The organism is Pseudomonas kitaguniensis (assembly GCF_049199985.1).
In the GTDB taxonomy this organism is placed as follows: Bacteria; Pseudomonadota; Gammaproteobacteria; order Pseudomonadales; family Pseudomonadaceae; genus Aquipseudomonas; species Aquipseudomonas kitaguniensis.
On the sequence record NZ_JBLZPT010000020.1, the window covers coordinates 29,585 to 49,449 of the forward strand.

A 19,865-nucleotide genomic window follows, 5' to 3' on the forward strand; every position below is an offset into this window, starting at 1 on the left:
TCAGGCACTGCATTCCTTCCCGCTGATCATTGCACCCGTCGCGTGTAAAAGCCCGATGAAAGCGAGGCCTTCATCGGGCTTTAACTTGATCACCGGGGCGATCACTGCATCAGGTCAGAAGTCCCAGCGGGTGCTGAACATTACGTTACGCGGCTCACCGTAGGCGGCCGAGTTATAGAAGCCCACGTTGGTGTAGTAGTTCGTGTCAAAGATGTTGTTGACGTTGACCGTCGCCGAGAGGTTCTTGGTGATCTGGTAGCGGGTCAACAGGTCCACCACCCAATAGGATTTCTGGGTGATGTCCTGGTTTTTGTCGAGCGGCGAGTTATAGATCTCGTACCAGCCCTTGCTCTGCCAGCGCACGCCGCCACCGATGGTGAACTGGTCGAGGTTGCCCTTGAGCTTGTAGGTGGTGTTCAGGTTGACCTGATGCTCCGGCTCGAAGGTGGAGATTTTTTTGTTGTCTTCGTCGCGTACGATCTTGTGCGTGTAACCACCCTGCACTTGCCAGCCTGGGCTCAATTCCCCGGAGATTTCCGCTTCGTAGCCTTTGGTGACGGCCTTGGAACCCTTGAACGCATAGTTTTGCGGCGCCGGAGTTTGGTTGTTGTAGGCGTCGTCGGGTATAGCGCGATTGGTTTCATGCACCTCGAAATACGCAAGGCTGGTGTTCAGGCGGCCTTCAAAGAACTCGCCCTTGAGGCCGAACTCATAGTTTTGCCCTTCGTCCGGCTCCAACAGCGTTTCGTTGCGGTCTTTGTAAGTACTTTCTTGCGGTTGGAAAATATCGGTGTAGCTGGTGTACAGCGAGAAGTTGTCGTTAAGGTCGTAGATCACACCCGCATAAGGAATAAACCGGCCGGTTTCCTTGTATGACGGGTTGTTACCGGTGACGTGGTAGTTGGCGACACGGCCGCCGAGAATCACGTTGAGGTCATCCATCACGTTCAAACGCGTGGTCACGTAGTAGCCGGTCTGGCGAATGGTGTCGTCGTTGTACTGTTGGGCCGGGCCATAAATCGGCTTGCTGATAGCGCCGTTCCAGTTGTAAAAATCCACCTTGTTGCCATCTGGCCATTCCGGCGACCAATAACCCTTGCCCTGCCAGCGCGAGGTGCCGATCGAACCGCCCACCACCAGTTCATGGTCGCGGCCGAACAGGCTGAAAGGCCCGGTGGCATACAGGTCAGCCGAGGTGCTTTTGGTCTCGCCGGTGTACTTCTGCCCATTGATCTCTGCGGTGCCATCGGCTGCCGGCTGCACGAACTGGATAGAGCCGAGGTCGGCGTGGTAGCTGTTGATCTTGTGGTCGAGTTGGAACTTGGTGACCCAGCCGTCGCCCAGGTCATGCTCGAGCATGGCAAAGGCGGTGCGGGTGTTTTGCTCCCATGAACTCCAGCTGGTGCCGTTGTTGTAGGAGCGCGGCATCTTGTTGATGCTGCCGTCGTACTTCACCAACGGGAAGGCACCGGACCAACTGGAGCCTTTCGGTGTGTTGTCCTGGTAGTCGAAGCCGACGGTCAGCATGGTGTCGGGCGACAGGTCGAATTCGGTGATGCCGTAGTAGGTTTCAGTCTTGCGCGAGTAGTGGTCCATGAACGAGTTTTTGTCTTGATACGCAGCCACCGCGCGGCCGCGTACATTACCGCTGTCGGTCAACGGGCCGCTGACATCGACTTCGCTGCGGTAGTTGTCCCACGAGCCCGCGCCCAGTTGTACATGGCCCTTGAACGCCGAGGTTGGCTTTTTGCGAACCAGGTTGATGGTCGCGCCCAGCGAACCGGCACCGTTAAGCAGGCCGGTTGAGCCCTTGAGTACTTCGACACGGTCGTAGATGGCCATGTCACTCAGGGTGTTGCCGGCCGAATAGCCGACGTTGCGCACGGTGGACGGGATGCCATCGTACTGGAAGCTGTTGACCGAGAAACCCCGCGAATAGTAGTTGGTGCGGTCGGTGTCATAGGCCGATACGGTGATGCCCGGCGTGTTGCGCATCACGTCATCAACGTTATTGAGGCCGAAGTCTTCGATGTGCTGGCGGGTAATCACCGTGATCGATTGCGGGGTTTGCCGAGGCGTCAGGGTCAGGCGTGTGGCCGTGGCAACGGTGCCCGGCGTATAGGAGCCGGAATCTTCGGTAATGTTGCCCAATACGTTTCCAGTCACCTGAGTCGGGCTCAGTTCCACCCCGGAGAAAGCGCCGGCGGCGGTCACGGTCAGCGCGTTGCCACTGAGGCTGTGGGTCGTTTCAGTGCCACCCAGCAAGGTATCAATGGCCTGCTGCGGCGCCATCTTGCCCTTGACCGCGCGGCTGTTCTTGCCCTGCACATCACCCGGCGCATACAGCACCTGCACGTTGGTCTGACGACCGAATTCCTGCAGCGCGCTCCCCAGCGACTGCGCGGGAATATCCAGCTCGATCTCCTGCGCCTGTGCATAGCCTGCCACCGGCAGCGACAGCGCCAGGACCAGACCGCTCGCAGACAGGTTGATGTTCAGGGCCCGGCGCATGGATAGCGCTTTGCTTAGAGGGCTGAGACCGAGTCTTGCTGGCATGGATGCTTTCTCTTCTATGTTAAGTGGGCTGCTATGGGTGTTTATTGAGTTTAGTTCTCATTACCACTAGTGAGACGTTCCTACCTGGCAAAACCGGAAAAGAAATTTCAGGCGGGCTCCATCTCGTGCACCACCTGGCCGGCACGCAGGCGCACCAACTGGTCGGCGATGTCGAAATAACGGTCGTCGTGGCTGATTACGATGATGGTTTTGCCCAGCCGCTTGAGGTCCGGCAACAGCTCGGTGTAGAAGATGCGGCGGAAGGCCGGGTCCTGGTCGGCGGCCCATTCGTCAAACACCAGCACCGGGCGTTCTTCAAGCCACGCATTGACCAATGCCAGGCGCTTGCGTTGGCCGGTGGACAAGTCGGTGGTGCTGAACACGCCGTCCTTCACGCTGACCTTGTGCGCGATTTCCAGGCGTTCCAGGTATTTGGCGGCGCTGTCCAGGGACTGGGTGGCGCTGCCCTGTACCAGGTCGTCGAACAGGTAATAGTCGGAAAAGATTGTGGTGAACAGTTGGCGGTAATCGTCGCGCTCAGGGTCGGTCACGGCCTCGCCGTTGAGGCGAATCTCACCCGCCTGAGGCGTGTACAAGCCCAGCAGCAGCTTGATCAGGGTGGTTTTGCCGCTGCCGTTTTCGCCGACGATAAACACGATATCGCCTTGCTTGATGCTCAGGTTGATCGGCCCCAGGTGGAACGACTCGCTGCCTTCCACTGCCGGTGGGCTGTAGCTCACGCCGCGCAGTTCGAGGCTGTTGACCAGCGGTGTTGGCGCTTCGCTGTCATCCATCAGCAGGTGCGGTTCGGGGGACGAGAAGCGCTGCGACAACTCGCTGATCCGGCCAAAGGCGATCTTGGCTTTACCCACCACCGGCAAATAGCCGAGCAAGTGTTCCAGCGGGCCTTTCATGTACAGCAGCACCAGCACGAAACCGGTGATCACGGTCGGGTCCGGGTTCGGCTTGTAGGCCTGCATCGCCAGCGCCAGGCCGATCACCACGAAGAACAGCATCGAGCCAAAGGTCTTGGCGAGGATGTAGATGTTGACCGAGCGCACCTGAATGTCGCTGATCAGGTCGGCGGTTTCCTGGATGCGGTGGGTGTTCATGCGAAAGCGCCGTGGCCGGTGCATGCGCAATTCCTTGGCGCCGGAAGCGATCGCGTTGTAGTAACGCTGCAGTTCATCTTCGTGGCTGCGCGCCTGGTCAAAGCCCTGGATGCCCTTGCCGCCGGCGATAAACTGCACGGCGCTGCCGATAATAATCGCCACCACCATCATCAAGAACATCGGCACCGACAAGTAGGCCAGGTAACCCAGGCAGCCGAGGGTGACCGTGGCGGCGATGGCCAGCGGCGTGAAGGCGAAGGAAAAATCGCTGATGGTATCAACGTCATGCGTCAGCACCGGGATCAAGCGGTGCGAGCGGTAACGCTCAATTTGCCCGATGGGCGCCGACAGCACCTTTTCGCCGAGGTCTTTGCGCAAGGCGGCGATGATGCGTTGCCCAACGTAGTTGGTGCCGATGTCCGAAATGATCGAACTGAGCAGTGCCAGCACACACAGCGCCGCAAAGGTCAGCACCACGCCTTGGGTCATGCCGTTGGCCGAATGCAGGGCATTATTGATGGTGGCCAGCAGCAAGGTGATAGCCAGGCCTCCGACCATGCCCAATGCGACGGAGATCGTCACGAGGGTACGGAAGGGTCTGAGCAATGCGAGCAGACCATTAAAGGCGCCGCGCTTGGGGTCGGTCATAAATACTTCCCGGAGAGTGAAAAGAGGGGCTGGGCACACAGACCCTTACCCATGACTAACGAAGTGCTGCCGCGAGTATTTAGCGCGCTGTGCCCGACGGCAGTGGCGCGGGATAAATTGCCGAGGGTTTGGTTCGTTCTTGTGCTGTAGGCGCACGCGTATTGACGCAGCGCGCAGTTCATTCAGCGAGAGCGAAACAATGACGAAAAAGAATCTGGTGTATGTCTGGTCCCTGAGAAATGCCGCCGCCGACAAGGCCGGGCAGCCGGTGGCCTACAAGGACCACGAGCGCTACATGAAGTCGGTGCTGGAATTTCTGGTGGGGTCGCTGAACGACACGCCGCTGGGCGACGCCTATAACCTGGTTGGCGTGGTGTACGACGATGATGAACAGAACCCGCGTGACCAGCAGTTGGTGGCCGACTACGGCTTTGCCTGCACGCCCGGCCGCCAGTGGCTGTACCCGGCGGATTTGCAGGTGCAGGGCCAGCGGGTCAACGACCTGTTGCTGAGTGTGCCGTCGACCTACCGTCGCCTGCCGCGCGGCAGCGCTGCGCATATCGCCGGCAAGCAGGATTTTGAGCGGCGCCTGCACGATACGTTGGTGGAGTTGAAGGCCGACATCGTGGTGCTGGATGGTTTGCTGGTGATTCTGGATGAGCTGGTGCGGCCAGGGGCGCCGTTTGCGCGGAGGATCATGAACATTCACCCGGGCATTACCCGGATCGAGTCGCCTTATGAGCGCCGCGGGGCATACGCCACCTGGAATGCGCTGTATGGCGCGCGTGGGCAAACGGTGGTGGACTGGGCGACCAAGGCGACGACGCCGTCGGAGCCGGTGTATTTGACCGGTGCGTCGTTCCACTATGTGGATAACGGTATCGACTCTGGCGAAGTGTTCCACGATGTGCTCAACACCGAGATCTCGCCGCAAGACACGATTCTTGAACTGCGCTGGAACAACTTCAACAACAGCCTGTTTCCGGCGTTGCATGAAGGGCTGGAATTGTTGGCTCGCAAGGGCTGGAGCTGATTTTTCTGGTACAGGCAACGTTTGGTAGTACGCCCGTTACGGGCGTTGGGAACGCTCGCGCGTCGATCCTCCACGTAGGCAGTAGACCTGGCGAACAGTCAGGTTTCCGACGATTAACAGGAAGGATATATCGATGCTGTCGCCCCTCGCTCATTCAGCACCCACTCAGCCCCACTACAACGCATCCACTGAGCCGAACAGGCCCAAACCGTCGCCCTATGACCCTCCGTCCGACCTGGAGCCATGGGGCTTGAGCGTTAGGCTGCACCCTCTGCTTGAAAAGTCTGATGTAAAAATAAGCCGCGAAATTGCCTGGGATACCGCGGACCCCGAAAAACCCAAGATTGTGTCGAATCGACTGGTGGTGGAAACCGGTGACAATGCAGACCATATCCATGTACGCAGTTGGCCGGGCGAAAAGCTGCAGTTCATCGTCAATGGGAAGTCGTATGTGGTTGACGCAAAAGCGAAAGATGGCACAGAGCAGGGCCTCTTCATCAACGCCAGGGGCGGTAATGACACGGTTATCGTCGACGATGACGTCAAGCTTGCTCTGGATGTTGATGGCGGCGATGGCGATGACCATCTCCAGGCGGGCGGAGGCAGGTCCAGACTCTATGGGCAAAGTGGTAACGACTTAATACGGCTAGGCAGCGGCATTGGTTATGCCGAGGGCAATGACGGCGACGACACGATCATTAATGGTAAAGGCAATGCCTTGATCTACGGCAACAAAGGCAATGATCGTCTTTATGCGGGGTTTGGCGCCCCAACCAAACAGACCTACCTGGACGGAGGCGACGGCAAAGATTGGCTTTATGCCGGTAGCGGGCACACGGTTCTACATGGCGGTAACGATGATGATCATTTGATCGGGCACGACAGCACGACCTTCTATACCGGCGAAGGTAACGACCACGTCATGCGTAATCTGCGCAAGGATCGGATTTACGCTGGCGCCAATGACCACTTCGACCGTACCCAGGGTTCGGCTTATACCGAGGTAAAACCCAGTAATGCGGGTGAAAATGGTTTCACAGTGGCAGAAAAAGAGGGGGCGTCAGGATAAGACCAGAAGGATTTAAAACAACGCGTCGCCGACGATTTCGGGTTTTTACGCAGCTCGCCTGCAGGTCAGCAGGCGCTTTACGGCTTTGTTCCATGAAATGGCGCATGCCTACAATGGCGCCACCGGCACATTCCTGGCGGGCGAGACCGCTGAAAGCCCGGAACCCGGCGAGTCGCGCGCTGTTCCCAACTTTGAACGTCAGGCCATTGGCCTGGCTAGCGATGCGGAGCCATTTGACCTTGATAACAACCTCTCGACGCTGCCGAGCGCGATCAATCCGTACCCATTCACCGAGAACGCCTTGAATGAAGAAATGGGTAAACCATTAAGGCCAAACTATCTGGTCAAGCCGAGCCCTCAGGGAAGCGGTAGCCAGGGCGCTCTGAATTAGTTTCCCTGCATTTTGCGCCTTGCCTTAAATCAGGCAAGGCGCAGGCTGCAGGGAATCCAAGCCCCTGCATTTTGCGCTGGCGTGTTTCAAAGATCGCGCACTACACGAAAGCCGATCCAGTCCCCGCGGGTCTGCGGGTAGATATTATTGCGGTTGCCCGAACGCGAAAACACCGGCGCCTCGCCCCAATCATTGCCGCGAATCTGATAACTCTCACACTTGGGCTCCATCCAGGCGCTGCCGTCAGTCGGCGCGCCGATGTAGTTTGGATGCTCACAATCAGCTACCCGCTCATACACATTGCCATGCATGTCGTACAGGCCAAACGCGTTCGGCGCGTAACTGCCCACCGGCGAGGAATAACTGTAGCCATCAGCCGGCCCATAAGTATTGGCATGCTCGGCGATGCTGTAACCCTTGCCCGCATCAAACGGGAACGGGAACGGCCCACTGGTACCGGCGCGCGCCGCGTACTCACGCTGGGCTTCGCTGACCATGTGATAGTGCTGGCCGGTCTTTTTCGACAGCCACGCCACGTACTGCTTGATGTCGTCCATGTCCATGCACACCGCCGGCTGACGCGGCCCTTGCGGGTAGCGCGGCTTGCTGGCGATGCATTCGCGGCCGGGGCGGGTGTCGCCATCGGCGATCTTCACGCCGGTCTGGCGGATATAGCTGTCCCATTCGCCCGCAGTGATCTGAAAGCGGCTCATCGCAAACGCCTTGGCGAAGGTCACCGCATGCATCGGGCCTTCGTCGGGTTCGCGGCCGACTTCGTCTTCCGGGGTGCCCATGGTGAAGGTGCCGGCGGGCAGCACGACCATTTCCGGGCAGTCCTTGCAGTCCTTGAAAACTTTGCCCGGTTGTGGCGCGGCGGCCTGTGCAAGCTGTGGCAGCAGTGCACCGCACAGCGCGGTCAGCGCCAGGGCTGTCAAGGGTTTGAGTCGGGATGGTTTCATGTGGGCATCTCGTTCAAAGAAAAAAAGGGGGTGTCACAACTGCGCCGTCAACAAGGTCATGAAGCGCTGGATCTCATCCGGGCTGTTAAGCAGGCCGGGCGAGGTGCGGATCACCGGGCCGACATCGCGGTCCACCGCGTCGATCACCACGCGGTTTTTCATCATGTGGGCCACCACCGCTTCGCTGTCCCGGCCGTTGACCCGAAAGAAGCTGAAACCGGCCGACAGGTCGGGGCTGCGCGGTGTCACCAGTTCGACCTGCGGGTGCGCCAGCAACTGCTCTTTCAGTTCGGTGTTCAGCGAATGAATACGGGCCTGCACCTGCGCCTTGCCGACTTGCAGGTGCAACTTGAACGCCTCATCCGCCGCCCAGCGATGCTCGAACGCGTGGTAGCCGCCAGGGGTCATGGTGGTGGCGAAATTGGTGTCCTCGGAAAACGTCGGCACCATCGGCGTCACGTATTTGTTCTCGGCGTCACGCGCACACACCAGGCCGGTGCCGCGCGGGCCAAACATCCATTTATGCGTGCCAGCAATAAAGAAGTCGCAGTGCATGGCCGGAAAATCGAGGTTTTCCACGCCGAAGCCGTGCACGCCATCCACCACATACAGGATGCGGTCGTTGTCATCGCGGTTGCGGTTCTGTTCCTCGACCAGCTTGCCGATCTCGCCAATGGGCAGCTTCACGCCACTGCCGGACTGCACCCACGTCATGCCCAGCACACGGGTAGTGGGGCGGATATTGCGCTTGATGTTGCCGAGGATTTCGTCGGCGGAGACACGGCTAGCCTGTTCGAACAAGCTGATCCGGCGCACCTGAGTGCCTTGCTTGAGCACGCGAAAATCCAGCACGTTTTGGGTCGCATAGTGCTCATGCACCGTGGTGAGGATTTCCTGATCAGGCCGCAGCTTGATCCCGCCATAAATCATCGCCAAACCTTCGGAGGTGCTGCCGGTGAGGGCGATTTGCGGCGGCTGCGCGTTTAAATAGCGACCGGCCCACTTCCGCACCTGGCCTTCACGTTTCCAGGTTTCCTCAAGGCCCCAGTCCATCGCCAGCCCAGGGTTGCGGTCGATCTGCTGGCGATAGCGCTCAATCGCCTCGCGCACCGGCTTGGGGTGCGAGGCCACCAGAAAGTTGGAAAAGTGCAGGTAGTCCGGGTCCTGGTTGAACAGTTGCTTGAAACCCGTCCATGGGTCGTTCGTCGCGGGCGCAGGGTTAGCGGCCATGGCCTGCGGCACGAGGGCTGCGCCCAACGGCAGGCTGGCGGCGAATACCCCGGCCTGTTTGAGAAATGTACGGCGGTCGGTCATCAACGGGCTTCCAGCGAGTCAGCGGTTAGCCAATGGCTTGGCGGCTTTTTGTACCTGGTCCCACACCCGCAGGAAGTTGCCGCCCCACAGCTTGGCGATGTCTGCTTCGGAGTAGCCACGCTGGATCAGCTCGGCGGTGACGTTGCGCACCTCGCCGACGTTCTCCCAGCCCTGAATGCCGCCGCCGTCGTTGAAGTCCGACGAGATGCCGACGTGATCGATACCGATCTTGCGCACCGTGTAGTCGATGGCATCACCCCAATCCTTGAGGCTGGCCTTGGGTTCTTCTTCAAGAATGCCGTACAGCCCCTGTGCGTACTCGCCGAATTTTTGCTCCGGCCAGGCGGCAATGATCGCGTCGCCGGGCATCAAGGCCATGGCCAGGTTCGGCAGCGGCGGCAAATCAAAACGCGCACGCAGCACGTTGAGTTTGTCTTGGGTGGGCTGGCTCAGCGGGCGCAAATAGGCCGGGAAGGCCACCACCTGCACCACGCCGCCACTGTTCTTGATCAGTTGCAATTCTTTGTCGCTGAGGTTGCGCGGGATGTCCACCGAGGCGCGCGGCGCCGAGTGCGACGCGACCATTGGCGTGCGGCTCAACTGCGCGACTTGCTCCAGCGCCTTGGTCGACATTTGCGACACGTCGATGATCACCCCGAGGTCATTCAGGCGCTGCACCGCTTGCTTGCCGATGGGCGACAGGCCTTCGAGGGCATCGGTCGAATCATTGAAAAACGGCAGGGGGCGCGACGAGTCCGACCAGGCGTTGTTGCCGATGTAACTGAAACCGAACATGCGCATGCCGCGCGCGGTCCACAGGTCAAGCTGGTTCAGGTCGTTGCCCAGCGGGTAGGCGTTGAGCATGCTGATAAAGATCGCAAACTTGCCCTCGCCGTGCAGGCGCCTGAAGTCGTCCGGGGTGTAGGCGATGCCCACTTGGTTGGGGAAGTCGCGCACCATGCCAGAGATGATCGTGTAGCGCACTTCTTGCTCATGGCGGGCCTCTTCGACAAAGCCGTCGGTGGGCTTGTGCGGCGCGTTGGCGCCGTTCCAGATTTCCGGCCAGCCGAAAATCGTCAGGGCTGCCCCCGACAAGCGCCCGCGTGCCGCCTTGGCCAAGTCGAACTGGCCGCCGCCATCTTTATCGGCCTCGTTGCCAGCCGTACCGAAGTCCATGGGCACGGTGATATGGCTGTCGAATGACAGCAGGCGGTCCTGCATTTCGTTGGCCTGCTTGATCACCTCCAGCGGGTAGCCGGCATTGCCGCGAAACCAATGGTCCCAGACCAGCCAGCCAGCCCCGGCGCCGATGGCCAATGCCAATGGCAGGCCGATGAACAGCGCCTTTTTCGAACGTGGTTTTGTCATTGCCATCTCAGTCAGTTGAGGCTTTTGCTCTGAGGAAGAACGAGCGATGGGCGGCGAAATTTAGGTGCGGCATCAGGCACAGCAGGCACGCCGGTAAATTTATCGGCGGCGCCAACGTTCTAGCTCTGATCAAGCCGTTTCCTAAGGTAAATAATGACCATCTCTCGACGTGGGTTCATCGCAGGCCTGGCGCTGACAGGCGCTGCCGTGCCGGCGGCTTTTTATGCCCATCGCGAGCTGACGCGTGAACAAGAGTTCCCGGTCACCCCGGGCGAAGCCACGGTGGATCTGGCCGACACCGCCGGCCAGCACCTGGCGAACACCCTGCGTGGCGTGTGGAGCCTGCGCCTGGAAGGTCGCGATGCCGGCCTTAAAGGCTTGCCGCTGCAAGGCCTGGAGCTGCTGCTCGACATCGCCCCGCGTGGCCGTGGCCTGCGCGGTTATCTGGACACGGCCGCCAACCTGCGCGCCGACGGTGAACCGCGCTACCGCGTACTCGGCGACCTGCTGACGGGCGAGGGCGCCTTGCTCTACTGGCGCCTGATCGACCGCGATGCGCCCGGCGGCGCACCGGCGTATGAATTCAAAATGAGCCTCGACGAAGTCTGGGCCGACTTCGGCAATGCCGGCAGTGGCACCCTCAGCGGGCAGATTTTCGACCTCGACCGACCCTTGGCCCTGACCGAGCGCGACAATCGCGTTGTCGCCCACAAGCACGTGTTTCCCGAAGCGCGTGAGCGTATCGGCCTCAATCCGACGCTGCTGGCCTGGCTGATCGCCCCCGAACATCGGCTGTTTCATCAGCTCTGGCACGCCACGCGTGACCAATGGCACAAGCTCTCTGAAGAAAAACGCGACGCCCTGCGCGGCATCGGCTGGCAGCCCGGGCCGCGCGGACAGGAGCGGGATGCCCGGGGCAAGCATAAAGACCGCAACGGTTCGGGTATCGACTTCTTTTTTATGCACCGGCACATGCTCGGCACTGCACGTTCGATGCAAGACTTGCCGTCGTGGCCGCAATTTCCCCAACCGCAGCCGGCGCTGGAGCGCGACCGTCAGGGTTTTGTGCGTTACTTCGACAACCATGACGGCTTTGCGCTGCCGCCCGCGTGGTCGGCGCCGGAGGATGGCGACTACACCCAGTGGGTCAGCGACATCAAGGCGGCCGAGACCTACCACAGCAACTTTCAAGTATGGGAGTCGCAATACCGCGACCCGCGCTACTTGGCCAAATTAACCTTGGGCCAGTTAGGCTCGGAAATGGAGCTGGGCCTGCACGACTGGCTGCACATGCGCTGGGCCTCGGTGCCGCGTGACCCTTCCAACGGCGCCCCGGTGCCCTTCGCCCGTGACCCGGCGGACTTTGCCGCGCGTTGGTACGCCGCGCAAAACGACTTCCTCGGCGACCCGTTTTCATCGCACGTAAACCCGGTGTTCTGGCACTTTCACGGCTGGATCGATGACCGCATCGAGGACTGGTTTCATGCCCACGAGCGCATCAATCCGGGCGCGGTCAGCCGGCTACAGCTCAACGGCGTGGCCTGGTTTGCGCCGGGGCGATGGGTGGAAGTGGGCGACCCGTGGCTGGGGCCGGACACGCATGGCTGCAGCACCACGCCGGGGTTGCAGATCGGGCGGTCGATGGAGATGGACCCGGAGACCATGAAGCTCGCGCTGCGGATTACATTCGCAGCCGAGGACGAGGGTTTGCAGGCGTTGTTCAAGCGGGTGCCGAAGCGGCCGTGGTATGCGCGGCACTTGAAGCTCAAGTGATACCCGGCACGTTCGGCCAAAGGTCGGCGACCAGAAACAGGCGTTCGGCTTCCTGCCAATCCTCGCCGTTCTGCACCAGGCGCACCAACAACTGCGCGGGCGCCATCGGTTCCAGCGCCGCCAGCCACGCTTGCATCTGCGCCTCGCTCCACAGCTCACTTGGCGCGTAATGTGCCGGTGCCAACCATGCATGCCGGGGCAGCGGCTGCCAGCGGCCCGGCGCGCTGCCAGCCGCGAATGCCGGCCAATCACGCTGATGCAACCAGCGCCCGCGCAAATGCTGCGGGTGCGCGCCGTGTGGGGCGGCAGCCTCGCCGGGCCACGGGTAAAGCAAGTACCCGCCGAGCCACAAGTGCGCATCGAACTGCTGAATATCCAGTGCCGCCAAGGCTTCGCGGCTTTCCGCGCGCGCCGACATCGGCAATTGGTGTTGGGTGAGGTGCGCCAGTTTGCGGTCCAGCCGGTCATTGCAGCCGGGGCCGAGCCATTGCGCGGTGTCTTGGCCATCGCCGTGCTGCGGGCCGAGGTAGAGTTTGATCGCCAGCTCCAGATGGTGCACGCCATCGCGATCACGCAGCAGCATGTCCAGCTCGCCCAAGGTATGCCCGGCGCGACGGATCGGCAGGTTGGCGGCCAGCAACTCCACGCCTGGCGCATGCTGCACGGCGAATTGCCACAGCCGCTCGTAATACACGCCCAGGCGTCGGCTGCGCGACAGGCTCAGCCATTGCTGCAAGGCGCGGCTGTCCTGATCGAGTGCGCGTAACCACTGTTCCAGAACATGCGGTGCCTGCACCCAGTCGCTGCCGGCCAGCGGATGGCGCTGCGCCCAGGGTGTTTGCGCGAGCATCGGCGGGGCGAGTATCACCCACGCCAAATCACGCACCTCGGGGTGACGCAGTTGGCGGGGCAGCGCATGCAAATCGGCGAACACGGTCATGCCTGCGAGCATAGCGGTTTAACCGCTGCGTGGGTGGCTGAGAACCATTGTCATCCAGCCCCTGCGGCGACAAAGGGTTTTGCCTGGCGCGGCCTTTCGCCCATAATCGCTGTTTTTGGCCAGACCCCATTTCCGCAGGAGCCCCATGGAGCACTTTCGCAATATCGGCATTATCGGTCGCCTGGGCAGTACCCAGGTGCTGGACACCGTTCGCCGACTGAAAAAGTTTCTGCTCGAGCGCCACCTGCACGTGATCCTCGAAGACACGATTGCCGAGATCCTGCCGGGCCATGGCCTGCAAACCTCGTCGCGCAAGATGCTTGGCGAGGTCTGCGACATGGTCATTGTGGTCGGCGGCGACGGCAGCCTGCTCGGCGCGGCCAGGGCCTTGGCGCGGCATAACGTGCCGGTGCTCGGGATCAACCGCGGCAGCCTGGGGTTTTTGACCGATATACGCCCGGATGAGCTGGAAGTCGAAGTGGCCAAAGTGCTTGATGGCCATTACCTGGTGGAAAACCGCTTCCTGCTGCAAGCCGAAGTGCGCCGCCATGGCGAAGCCATCGGCCAGGGCGATGCCCTGAATGACGTGGTGCTGCACCCCGGCAAGTCCACGCGGATGATCGAGTTCGAGCTGTATATCGACGGCCAGTTCGTGTGCAGCCAAAAGGCCGACGGCCTGATCGTCGCCACGCCGACCGGCTCCACCGCGTACGCGCTGTCGGCGGGCGGGCCGATCATGCACCCCAAGCTGGATGCCATTGTGATCGTGCCGATGTACCCCCATATGTTGTCGAGCAGGCCCATCGTGGTCGACGGCAACAGTGAGCTGAAAATCGTGGTGTCCAAAGACATGCAGATCTACCCGCAAGTCTCCTGTGACGGGCAGAACCATTTCACCTGCGCGCCCGGTGACACCATCACCGTGAGTAAAAAGGCGCAGAAACTGCGGCTGATTCACCCGCTCGACCACAACTACTACGAAGTGTGCCGGACCAAGTTGGGCTGGGGCAGCCGCTTGGGGGGTGGAGGCGACTGATGCTCGATCCCGCGCGTAGCTACGACCTGATTGGTGACGTGCACGGTTGCGCTCATACGCTTGAGCATTTACTCGAGCAATTGGGCTACCACAAGCAGGGCGGCACCTGGCGGCACCCGTCGCGCATGGCGGTGTTCCTCGGCGATATTATCGACCGTGGCCCACGCATTCGCGAGGCTTTGCATATTGTTCACGACATGGCTGAGGCCGGTCAGGCGCTGTGCATCATGGGGAACCACGAGTTCAATGCACTGGGCTGGAGCACGCCGGCGCCGCCCGGCAGTGGCAAGCAATTTGTGCGCGAGCACAACCCCCGCCATGCGCGGTTGATCCAAGAAACCCTGAGCCAATTCGAACAGCACCCGGCTGACTGGCAAGCCTTCCTCGGCTGGTTCTACGACATGCCACTGTTTGTAGACGCTGGGCGCTTTCGTGTGGTGCACGCCTGCTGGGACGACGGCTTTATTGCGCCACTGCGCGCGACCTTCGCGGATGGTTGCATCGATCAGCACTTTGTGCAGGCCGCCGCCGTGCCGGGCAGCTTTGCCTGCAATGCGTTCGACCGGCTGCTGCGCGGCACCGACATGCGCCTGCCGGACGGCTTGACGCTGACCGGTGGCGATGGCCTGACGCGCTCGTTCTTTCGCACCAAGTTCTGGGAAGACGACCCGAAAACCTACGGCGACATTGTCTTCCAGCCCGACGCATTGCCGGAGCCGGTGGCACGCACGCCGCTGTCGTCGACGGAGAAAAATTCGCTGCTGCGCTATGGCGTTGACGAGCCGTTGTTGTTCGTCGGCCATTACTGGCGCAGCGGCAAACCGGCGCCGATCCGCAACAACCTGGCGTGCCTGGATTACAGCGCGGTGCTGTACGGCAAGCTGGTGGCTTACCGGCTTGACCAGGAAACGCAACTGGATCCGCGTAAATTTGTATGGGTCGACGTTGAGCGGCCCGAGGTCATTGCACCCGAGGTTATAAAATGAGCACCGTGGCCGTATTACGCTTGCCCCTGAGCGTCGACCTGGCGGGTTTCGTCAAGCTGCTGCAACGCATGCAAGTGCCGCATCGCGTCAGCGAAGAGGCTGGCGAGCAAGTGTTATGGGTGCCCGACACCATTAGCGACGACGTGCGCGTGTTGTACCAGCGCTTTCCCGCCGGAGACCCGGACCAGCAACTGGATATTCCCGAACAAGCGGCGATCTCACGGCCGAGTTTTGTTCAGCAAGTGCGGCATAGCCCGGTGACTGCGCTGGTGCTGCTGGCGAGCATCATCGTCGGCGCGGTGACGTTACTCGGTGAAAACCTGCAAGTCATCGCTTGGCTGACGTTCCTGCCGTTCCGGGTGATGGGCGAATACATTCAGTTCACGCCGTTCGCCGACATGTTGGCGTCGGGGCAGTGGTGGCGGTTGGTCACGCCGATGCTGATCCATTTCGGCATCCTGCACCTGGCCATGAACGGCATGTGGTACTGGGAGCTTGGCCGGCGCATTGAAGCGCGTCAGGGCAGTGTCAACCTGCTGGGCCTGACGTTGTTATTCAGCCTGGTCTCCAATTACGCTCAATATGCCTACGGCGGTCCCGGTCTTTTCGGCGGTTTGTCCGGCGTGTTGTATGGCCTGCTCGGGCATTGCTGGATCTTTCAATTATTGTCGCCCAACCCCGCCTATCGCTTGCCCCGTGGGGTGTTGGTGATGATGCTGGTGTGGCTGGTGCTGTGCCTGTCGGGGCTGGTCTCGATGATCGGTTTCGGCGAAATCGCCAACGCGGCCCATGTCGGCGGGTTGGTTATCGGTTGCCTCACAGGCTTGCTGGGCGGGCTGTATAACCGTCGCAAAGCGGCTATTTGATAAGGAAGAGTCTTATGTCCTCTTTTGTTGAAATGATCGAAAACATCACCCCGGACATCTACGAGAGCCTCAAGCTCGCCGTCGAAATCGGCAAGTGGTCGGATGGCCGCAAGCTCACCGCCGAGCAGCGCGAATTATCCTTGCAAGCGATGATCGCCTGGGAACTGCAGAACCTGCCGGAAGAGCAGCGCACCGGCTACATGGGCCCGCAGGAATGCGCGTCCAAATCGGCGCCGGTGCCGAACATTCTGTTCAAGTCGGACGCGATCCATTGATTGAAATTGGTCGCGGTGCAGTCAGCAAAATGTCGGCGCAACTGGGTCAGCCGACTGTTCAATATGCGTTTCGTCTGGGCGACATCGAGGTGCCGGTCAACCCGTTGATCTGTAGCCACGTGCGCCTGGAGTTTTTGGGTGCGATTCATTGCAGCCACTGCGGGCGCAAGACCAAAACCAGTTTCAGCCAGGGTTACTGCTACCCGTGCATGACCAAACTGGCCCAGTGTGACCTGTGCATCATGAGCCCCGAGCGTTGCCATTACGACGCCGGCACCTGCCGTGATCCGGGCTGGGGCGAGCAGTTTTGCATGACTGACCATGTGGTCTATTTGGCCAACTCGTCGGGGGTCAAGGTTGGCATTACTCGTGCTACTCAGTTGCCGACGCGCTGGCTTGATCAAGGCGCGAGCCAGGCGCTGCCGATCATGCGCGTTGCTACTCGTCAGCAATCCGGGTTCGTCGAAGACCTGTTCCGCAGCCAAGTGGCCGACAAGACCAACTGGCGCGCACTGCTTAAGGGCGATGCGCAGTCGGTCGACCTCAAACAGGTGCGCGATGAACTGTTCGCGTCGTGCGCCGAAGGCTTGCTGAGTTTGCAGGAACGCTTTGGCCTGCAGGCCATCCAAACAATTGCCGACATCGATCCGATCGAAATTCGCTACCCGGTAGAGCAATATCCCACAAAGATAGTCAGCTTCAACCTGGACAAGAACCCGATTGCCGAAGGCACGCTGCTGGGGATCAAGGGCCAATACCTGATCTTCGACACCGGCGTAATCAACATTCGCAAGTACACGGCCTACCAGCTCGCCGTGCATCAGTAGAAGGACGAAGACATGCGTACCGAACAGCCGAAGATGATTTACCTGAAGGACTATCAGGCGCCGGACTACCTGATCGAAGAAACGCACCTGACCTTCGAGCTGTTCGAGGACCACAGCCTGGTTCACGCGCAGTTGGTGATGCGCCGCAACCCAGAGCGCGGCGCCGGTTTGCCGCCGCTGGTGCTGGACGGCCAGCAGCTTGAGCTGCTCAGCGTGAACCTTGCCGATCACGAGCTGACGGCTGACGACTATCAGTTGACCGACAGCCACCTGACCGTGCACCCGACAAGCGCGACGTTCACCCTCGATACCACGGTTAAAATCCACCCGCAAACCAACACCGCGCTGGAAGGCCTGTACAAATCCAGCGGCATGTTTTGCACCCAGTGCGAGGCCGAAGGTTTTCGCAAGATTACCTACTACCTTGACCGCCCGGACGTGATGAGCACGTTCACCACCACCGTGATCGCCGAGCAACACCGCTACCCGGTGTTGCTGTCCAACGGCAACCCGATTGCCAGTGGCCCCGGTGAAGACGGCCGCCACTGGGCGACATGGGAAGACCCGTTCAAAAAGCCTGCTTACCTGTTTGCGCTGGTGGCCGGTGATTTGTGGTGTGTTGAAGACACGTTCACCACCATGACCCAGCGTGAAGTGGCGCTGCGCATCTATGTCGAGCCAGAGAATATCGACAAGTGCCAGCACGCGATGAACAGCCTGAAAAAATCCATGCGCTGGGACGAAGAAACCTATGGCCGCGAGTACGACCTCGACATCTTCATGATCGTCGCGGTGAACGACTTCAACATGGGCGCGATGGAAAACAAGGGCCTGAATATCTTCAACTCCAGCGCCGTGCTGGCCCGCGCCGAAACCGCTACCGACGCCGCGCACCAGCGGGTTGAGGCGATTGTCGCGCACGAATACTTCCACAACTGGTCGGGCAACCGCGTGACCTGCCGCGACTGGTTCCAACTGTCGCTGAAAGAAGGCTTCACGGTGTTCCGTGACGCGGGTTTCTCCGCCGACATGAACTCCGCCACGGTCAAGCGCATCCAGGACGTGGCCTACCTGCGTACTCACCAGTTCGCCGAAGACGCAGGGCCGATGGCTCACGCCGTGCGCCCGGACAGCTTCATCGAAATTTCCAACTTCTACACCCTGACCGTGTATGAAAAGGGCTCCGAAGTGGTCGGCATGCTCCACACCTTGCTCGGCGCCGAAGGCTTCCGCAAAGGCAGCGACCTGTACTTTGAGCGCCATGACGGCCAGGCCGTGACGTGCGACGATTTCATCAAGGCCATGGAAGACGCGAACGGCGCCGACCTGACGCAGTTCAAACGCTGGTACAGCCAGGCCGGTACGCCGCGCCTGGCTGTCAGCGAGTCTTACGACGCTGCCGCCAAAACCTACAGCCTGACCTTCCGCCAGAGTTGCCCGGAAACCCCGGACAAGGTCGAAAAACTGCCTTTCGTGATTCCGGTGGCATTGGGCTTGCTGGACGCTGCGGGCGCCGGCATCGCCTTGCGTCTGGCCGGTGAAGCGGCCGCTGGCGACACCTCGCGAGTGATCTCGGTGACCGACGCCGAGCAGACCTTCACCTTTGTTGATGTCGCCGAACAGCCGTTGCCTTCGCTGTTGCGTGGCTTCTCGGCGCCGGTGAAGCTGAGCTTTCCGTACAACCGTGATCAACTGATGTTCCTGATGCAGCACGACAGCGACGGCTTCAACCGTTGGGACGCCGGCCAGCAATTGTCGGTGCAGGTGTTGCAGGAACTGATCGGCCAGCATCAGCAGGGCCAAGCGTTGAAGCTTGACCAGCGACTGGTCACGGCATTGCGCAGCGTGCTCCGCGATCAAAACCTGGACCAGGCGATGGTCGCCGAAATGCTCTCGTTGCCGGGTGAAGCCTACCTCACCGAAATCAGCGAAGTGGCGGACGTTGACGCGATCCACGCTGCTCGCGAGTTTGCGCGCAAGCAACTGGCAGACAACCTGCACGAAGAGCTGTGGTTGCGCTACCAGGCCAATCGCGACCTGTCCAAGCAAACCCCTTACGTGGCAGCGGCTGAGCATTTTGCCCGTCGCGCGTTGCAGAACATCGCGCTGTCGTACCTGATGCTCAGCGGCAAACCCGAAGTGCTGGCAGCCACACTGGAGCAGTTCGACACCAGCGACAACATGACCGAGCGTCTGACCGCGTTGGCGGTGCTGGTCAATTCGCCGTTCGAGGCGGAAAAGGCCCAGGCGTTGGCGGTGTTTGCCGAAAACTTCAAGGATAACCCGTTGGTCATGGACCAATGGTTCAGCGTACAGGCCGGCAGCACCTTGCCAGGCGGGCTGGAACGGGTCAAAGCGCTGATGCAGCACCCTGCGTTCACGATCAAAAACCCGAACAAGGTGCGTGCACTGGTCGGCGCGTTTGCCGGGCAGAACCTGATCAACTTCCATGCCGCCGATGGCTCGGGCTATCGCTTCCTGGCGGACCTGGTGATCCAGCTCAATGGCTTCAACCCACAGATCGCGTCGCGCCAGTTGGCGCCGCTGACCCGCTGGCGTAAATACGACAGCGCGCGGCAGGCGTTGATGAAGGCCGAACTGGAGCGCATTCGTGCGTCCGGCGAGCTGTCGAGCGATGTGTTCGAGGTGGTCAGCAAGAGCCTTGCGTAAGTTACATGTTTGAGAAAAACGGCCTGAACAGGCCGTTTTTTT

Annotated in this window: 16 protein-coding genes; 10 read left to right on the forward strand and 6 right to left on the reverse strand. The window is 60.6% G+C overall.

Annotation, left to right across the window (positions count from 1 at the left end):
* Positions 1 to 114 precede the first annotated feature (114 nt).
* Positions 115 to 2,511, reverse strand: coding sequence for a TonB-dependent siderophore receptor (locus ACOZK9_RS21070; RefSeq protein ID WP_421556481.1), 2,397 nt, complete (start codon positions 2,509 to 2,511; stop codon positions 115 to 117).
* Positions 2,512 to 2,663: 152 nt separating this feature from the next.
* Positions 2,664 to 4,316, reverse strand: a complete 1,653-nt coding sequence (locus tag ACOZK9_RS21075; protein ID WP_099237091.1) for a cyclic peptide export ABC transporter — start codon at positions 4,314 to 4,316, stop codon at positions 2,664 to 2,666.
* Between the two features lie 199 nt (positions 4,317 to 4,515).
* On the opposite strand from ACOZK9_RS21075, the gene ACOZK9_RS21080 reads away from it, so the two are divergent.
* From ACOZK9_RS21080 to ACOZK9_RS21090, 3 genes are all read left to right on the forward strand, one after another.
* Positions 4,516 to 5,349: a N(5)-hydroxyornithine transformylase PvdF gene (locus ACOZK9_RS21080; RefSeq protein ID WP_421556482.1), complete on the forward strand. Its 834-nt coding sequence runs from the start codon at positions 4,516 to 4,518 to the stop codon at positions 5,347 to 5,349.
* A gap of 250 nt (positions 5,350 to 5,599) precedes the next feature.
* Complete coding sequence (locus ACOZK9_RS21085; protein ID WP_241678123.1) at positions 5,600 to 6,418, forward strand: calcium-binding protein; 819 nt, start codon at positions 5,600 to 5,602, stop codon at positions 6,416 to 6,418.
* A gap of 85 nt (positions 6,419 to 6,503) precedes the next feature.
* Positions 6,504 to 6,809 (forward strand): M91 family zinc metallopeptidase, encoded by a 306-nt coding sequence (locus tag ACOZK9_RS21090; protein WP_241678122.1) that lies wholly within the window; start codon positions 6,504 to 6,506, stop codon positions 6,807 to 6,809.
* Between the two features lie 86 nt (positions 6,810 to 6,895).
* Here the strand turns inward: ACOZK9_RS21090 and pvdO are convergent, their stop codons facing one another.
* Genes pvdO through pvdM form a run of 3 tightly spaced genes read right to left on the reverse strand, consistent with a single transcriptional unit; the run spans position 6,896 to position 10,450 of the window.
* Positions 6,896 to 7,768: a dihydropyoverdine dehydrogenase gene (gene pvdO, locus ACOZK9_RS21095; protein WP_421556483.1), complete on the reverse strand. Its 873-nt coding sequence runs from the start codon at positions 7,766 to 7,768 to the stop codon at positions 6,896 to 6,898.
* Between the two features lie 33 nt (positions 7,769 to 7,801).
* Positions 7,802 to 9,082: a pyoverdine-tailoring periplasmic protein PvdN gene (gene pvdN, locus ACOZK9_RS21100; protein WP_152749724.1), complete on the reverse strand. Its 1,281-nt coding sequence runs from the start codon at positions 9,080 to 9,082 to the stop codon at positions 7,802 to 7,804.
* Between the two features lie 18 nt (positions 9,083 to 9,100).
* Complete coding sequence (pvdM, locus tag ACOZK9_RS21105) at positions 9,101 to 10,450, reverse strand: pyoverdine-tailoring dipeptidase-like protein PvdM (protein ID WP_421556484.1); 1,350 nt, start codon at positions 10,448 to 10,450, stop codon at positions 9,101 to 9,103.
* A 153-nt stretch (positions 10,451 to 10,603) separates the two neighbouring features.
* On the opposite strand from pvdM, the gene pvdP reads away from it, so the two are divergent.
* The gene (pvdP, locus tag ACOZK9_RS21110) at positions 10,604 to 12,223 is read left to right on the forward strand and encodes a pyoverdine maturation tyrosinase PvdP (protein ID WP_421556485.1); all 1,620 of its coding nucleotides are present in this window, start codon (positions 10,604 to 10,606) and stop codon (positions 12,221 to 12,223) included.
* Here pvdP and ACOZK9_RS21115 read toward each other — a convergent pair.
* Complete coding sequence (locus tag ACOZK9_RS21115) at positions 12,216 to 13,163, reverse strand: DUF1853 family protein (protein WP_421556512.1); 948 nt, start codon at positions 13,161 to 13,163, stop codon at positions 12,216 to 12,218. The two genes, pvdP and ACOZK9_RS21115, sit on opposite strands and share 8 nt — an antisense overlap.
* 145 nt (positions 13,164 to 13,308) lie before the next feature.
* On the opposite strand from ACOZK9_RS21115, the gene ACOZK9_RS21120 reads away from it, so the two are divergent.
* From ACOZK9_RS21120 to pepN, 6 genes are read left to right on the forward strand one after another with little or no spacing between them, the layout of a single operon-like run.
* A complete protein-coding gene (locus ACOZK9_RS21120) occupies positions 13,309 to 14,199 on the forward strand; it encodes an NAD(+) kinase (protein ID WP_003190745.1) in 891 nt (296 codons plus the stop codon).
* Positions 14,199 to 15,185 (forward strand): metallophosphoesterase, encoded by a 987-nt coding sequence (locus tag ACOZK9_RS21125; RefSeq protein ID WP_122251599.1) that lies wholly within the window; start codon positions 14,199 to 14,201, stop codon positions 15,183 to 15,185. Before ACOZK9_RS21120 ends, ACOZK9_RS21125 begins: the two co-directional genes overlap by 1 nt.
* A complete protein-coding gene (locus ACOZK9_RS21130; RefSeq protein WP_421556486.1) occupies positions 15,182 to 16,051 on the forward strand; it encodes a rhomboid family intramembrane serine protease in 870 nt (289 codons plus the stop codon). The genes ACOZK9_RS21125 and ACOZK9_RS21130 overlap by 4 nt, the downstream gene beginning before the upstream one ends.
* A 14-nt stretch (positions 16,052 to 16,065) precedes the next feature.
* Positions 16,066 to 16,326: a YeaC family protein gene (locus ACOZK9_RS21135; protein WP_058415014.1), complete on the forward strand. Its 261-nt coding sequence runs from the start codon at positions 16,066 to 16,068 to the stop codon at positions 16,324 to 16,326.
* Positions 16,323 to 17,153: a DUF2797 domain-containing protein gene (locus ACOZK9_RS21140; RefSeq protein ID WP_421556513.1), complete on the forward strand. Its 831-nt coding sequence runs from the start codon at positions 16,323 to 16,325 to the stop codon at positions 17,151 to 17,153. Before ACOZK9_RS21135 ends, ACOZK9_RS21140 begins: the two co-directional genes overlap by 4 nt.
* A gap of 12 nt (positions 17,154 to 17,165) precedes the next feature.
* Positions 17,166 to 19,823, forward strand: coding sequence for an aminopeptidase N (pepN, locus tag ACOZK9_RS21145; RefSeq protein ID WP_421556487.1), 2,658 nt, complete (start codon positions 17,166 to 17,168; stop codon positions 19,821 to 19,823).
* Positions 19,824 to 19,865 lie beyond the last annotated feature (42 nt).

What these genes read in the sequence shown, in the direction of transcription:
- pvdN (WP_152749724.1), bottom strand. Translation starts at nt 9,082, where the DNA reads ATGACCGACCGCCGTACATTTCTCAAACAGGCCGGGGTATTCGCCGCC.
- ACOZK9_RS21080 (WP_421556482.1), top strand. Translation starts at nt 4,516, where the DNA reads ATGACGAAAAAGAATCTGGTGTATGTCTGGTCCCTGAGAAATGCCGCC.
- ACOZK9_RS21120 (WP_003190745.1), top strand. Translation starts at nt 13,309, where the DNA reads ATGGAGCACTTTCGCAATATCGGCATTATCGGTCGCCTGGGCAGTACC.
- pvdO (WP_421556483.1), bottom strand. Translation starts at nt 7,768, where the DNA reads ATGAAACCATCCCGACTCAAACCCTTGACAGCCCTGGCGCTGACCGCG.
- ACOZK9_RS21070 (WP_421556481.1), bottom strand. Translation starts at nt 2,511, where the DNA reads ATGCGCCGGGCCCTGAACATCAACCTGTCTGCGAGCGGTCTGGTCCTG.
- ACOZK9_RS21135 (WP_058415014.1), top strand. Translation starts at nt 16,066, where the DNA reads ATGTCCTCTTTTGTTGAAATGATCGAAAACATCACCCCGGACATCTAC.
- pepN (WP_421556487.1), top strand. Translation starts at nt 17,166, where the DNA reads ATGCGTACCGAACAGCCGAAGATGATTTACCTGAAGGACTATCAGGCG.
- pvdM (WP_421556484.1), bottom strand. Translation starts at nt 10,450, where the DNA reads ATGACAAAACCACGTTCGAAAAAGGCGCTGTTCATCGGCCTGCCATTG.
- ACOZK9_RS21075 (WP_099237091.1), bottom strand. Translation starts at nt 4,316, where the DNA reads ATGACCGACCCCAAGCGCGGCGCCTTTAATGGTCTGCTCGCATTGCTC.
- ACOZK9_RS21130 (WP_421556486.1), top strand. Translation starts at nt 15,182, where the DNA reads ATGAGCACCGTGGCCGTATTACGCTTGCCCCTGAGCGTCGACCTGGCG.
- ACOZK9_RS21115 (WP_421556512.1), bottom strand. Translation starts at nt 13,163, where the DNA reads ATGACCGTGTTCGCCGATTTGCATGCGCTGCCCCGCCAACTGCGTCAC.
- pvdP (WP_421556485.1), top strand. Translation starts at nt 10,604, where the DNA reads ATGACCATCTCTCGACGTGGGTTCATCGCAGGCCTGGCGCTGACAGGC.
- ACOZK9_RS21125 (WP_122251599.1), top strand. Translation starts at nt 14,199, where the DNA reads ATGCTCGATCCCGCGCGTAGCTACGACCTGATTGGTGACGTGCACGGT.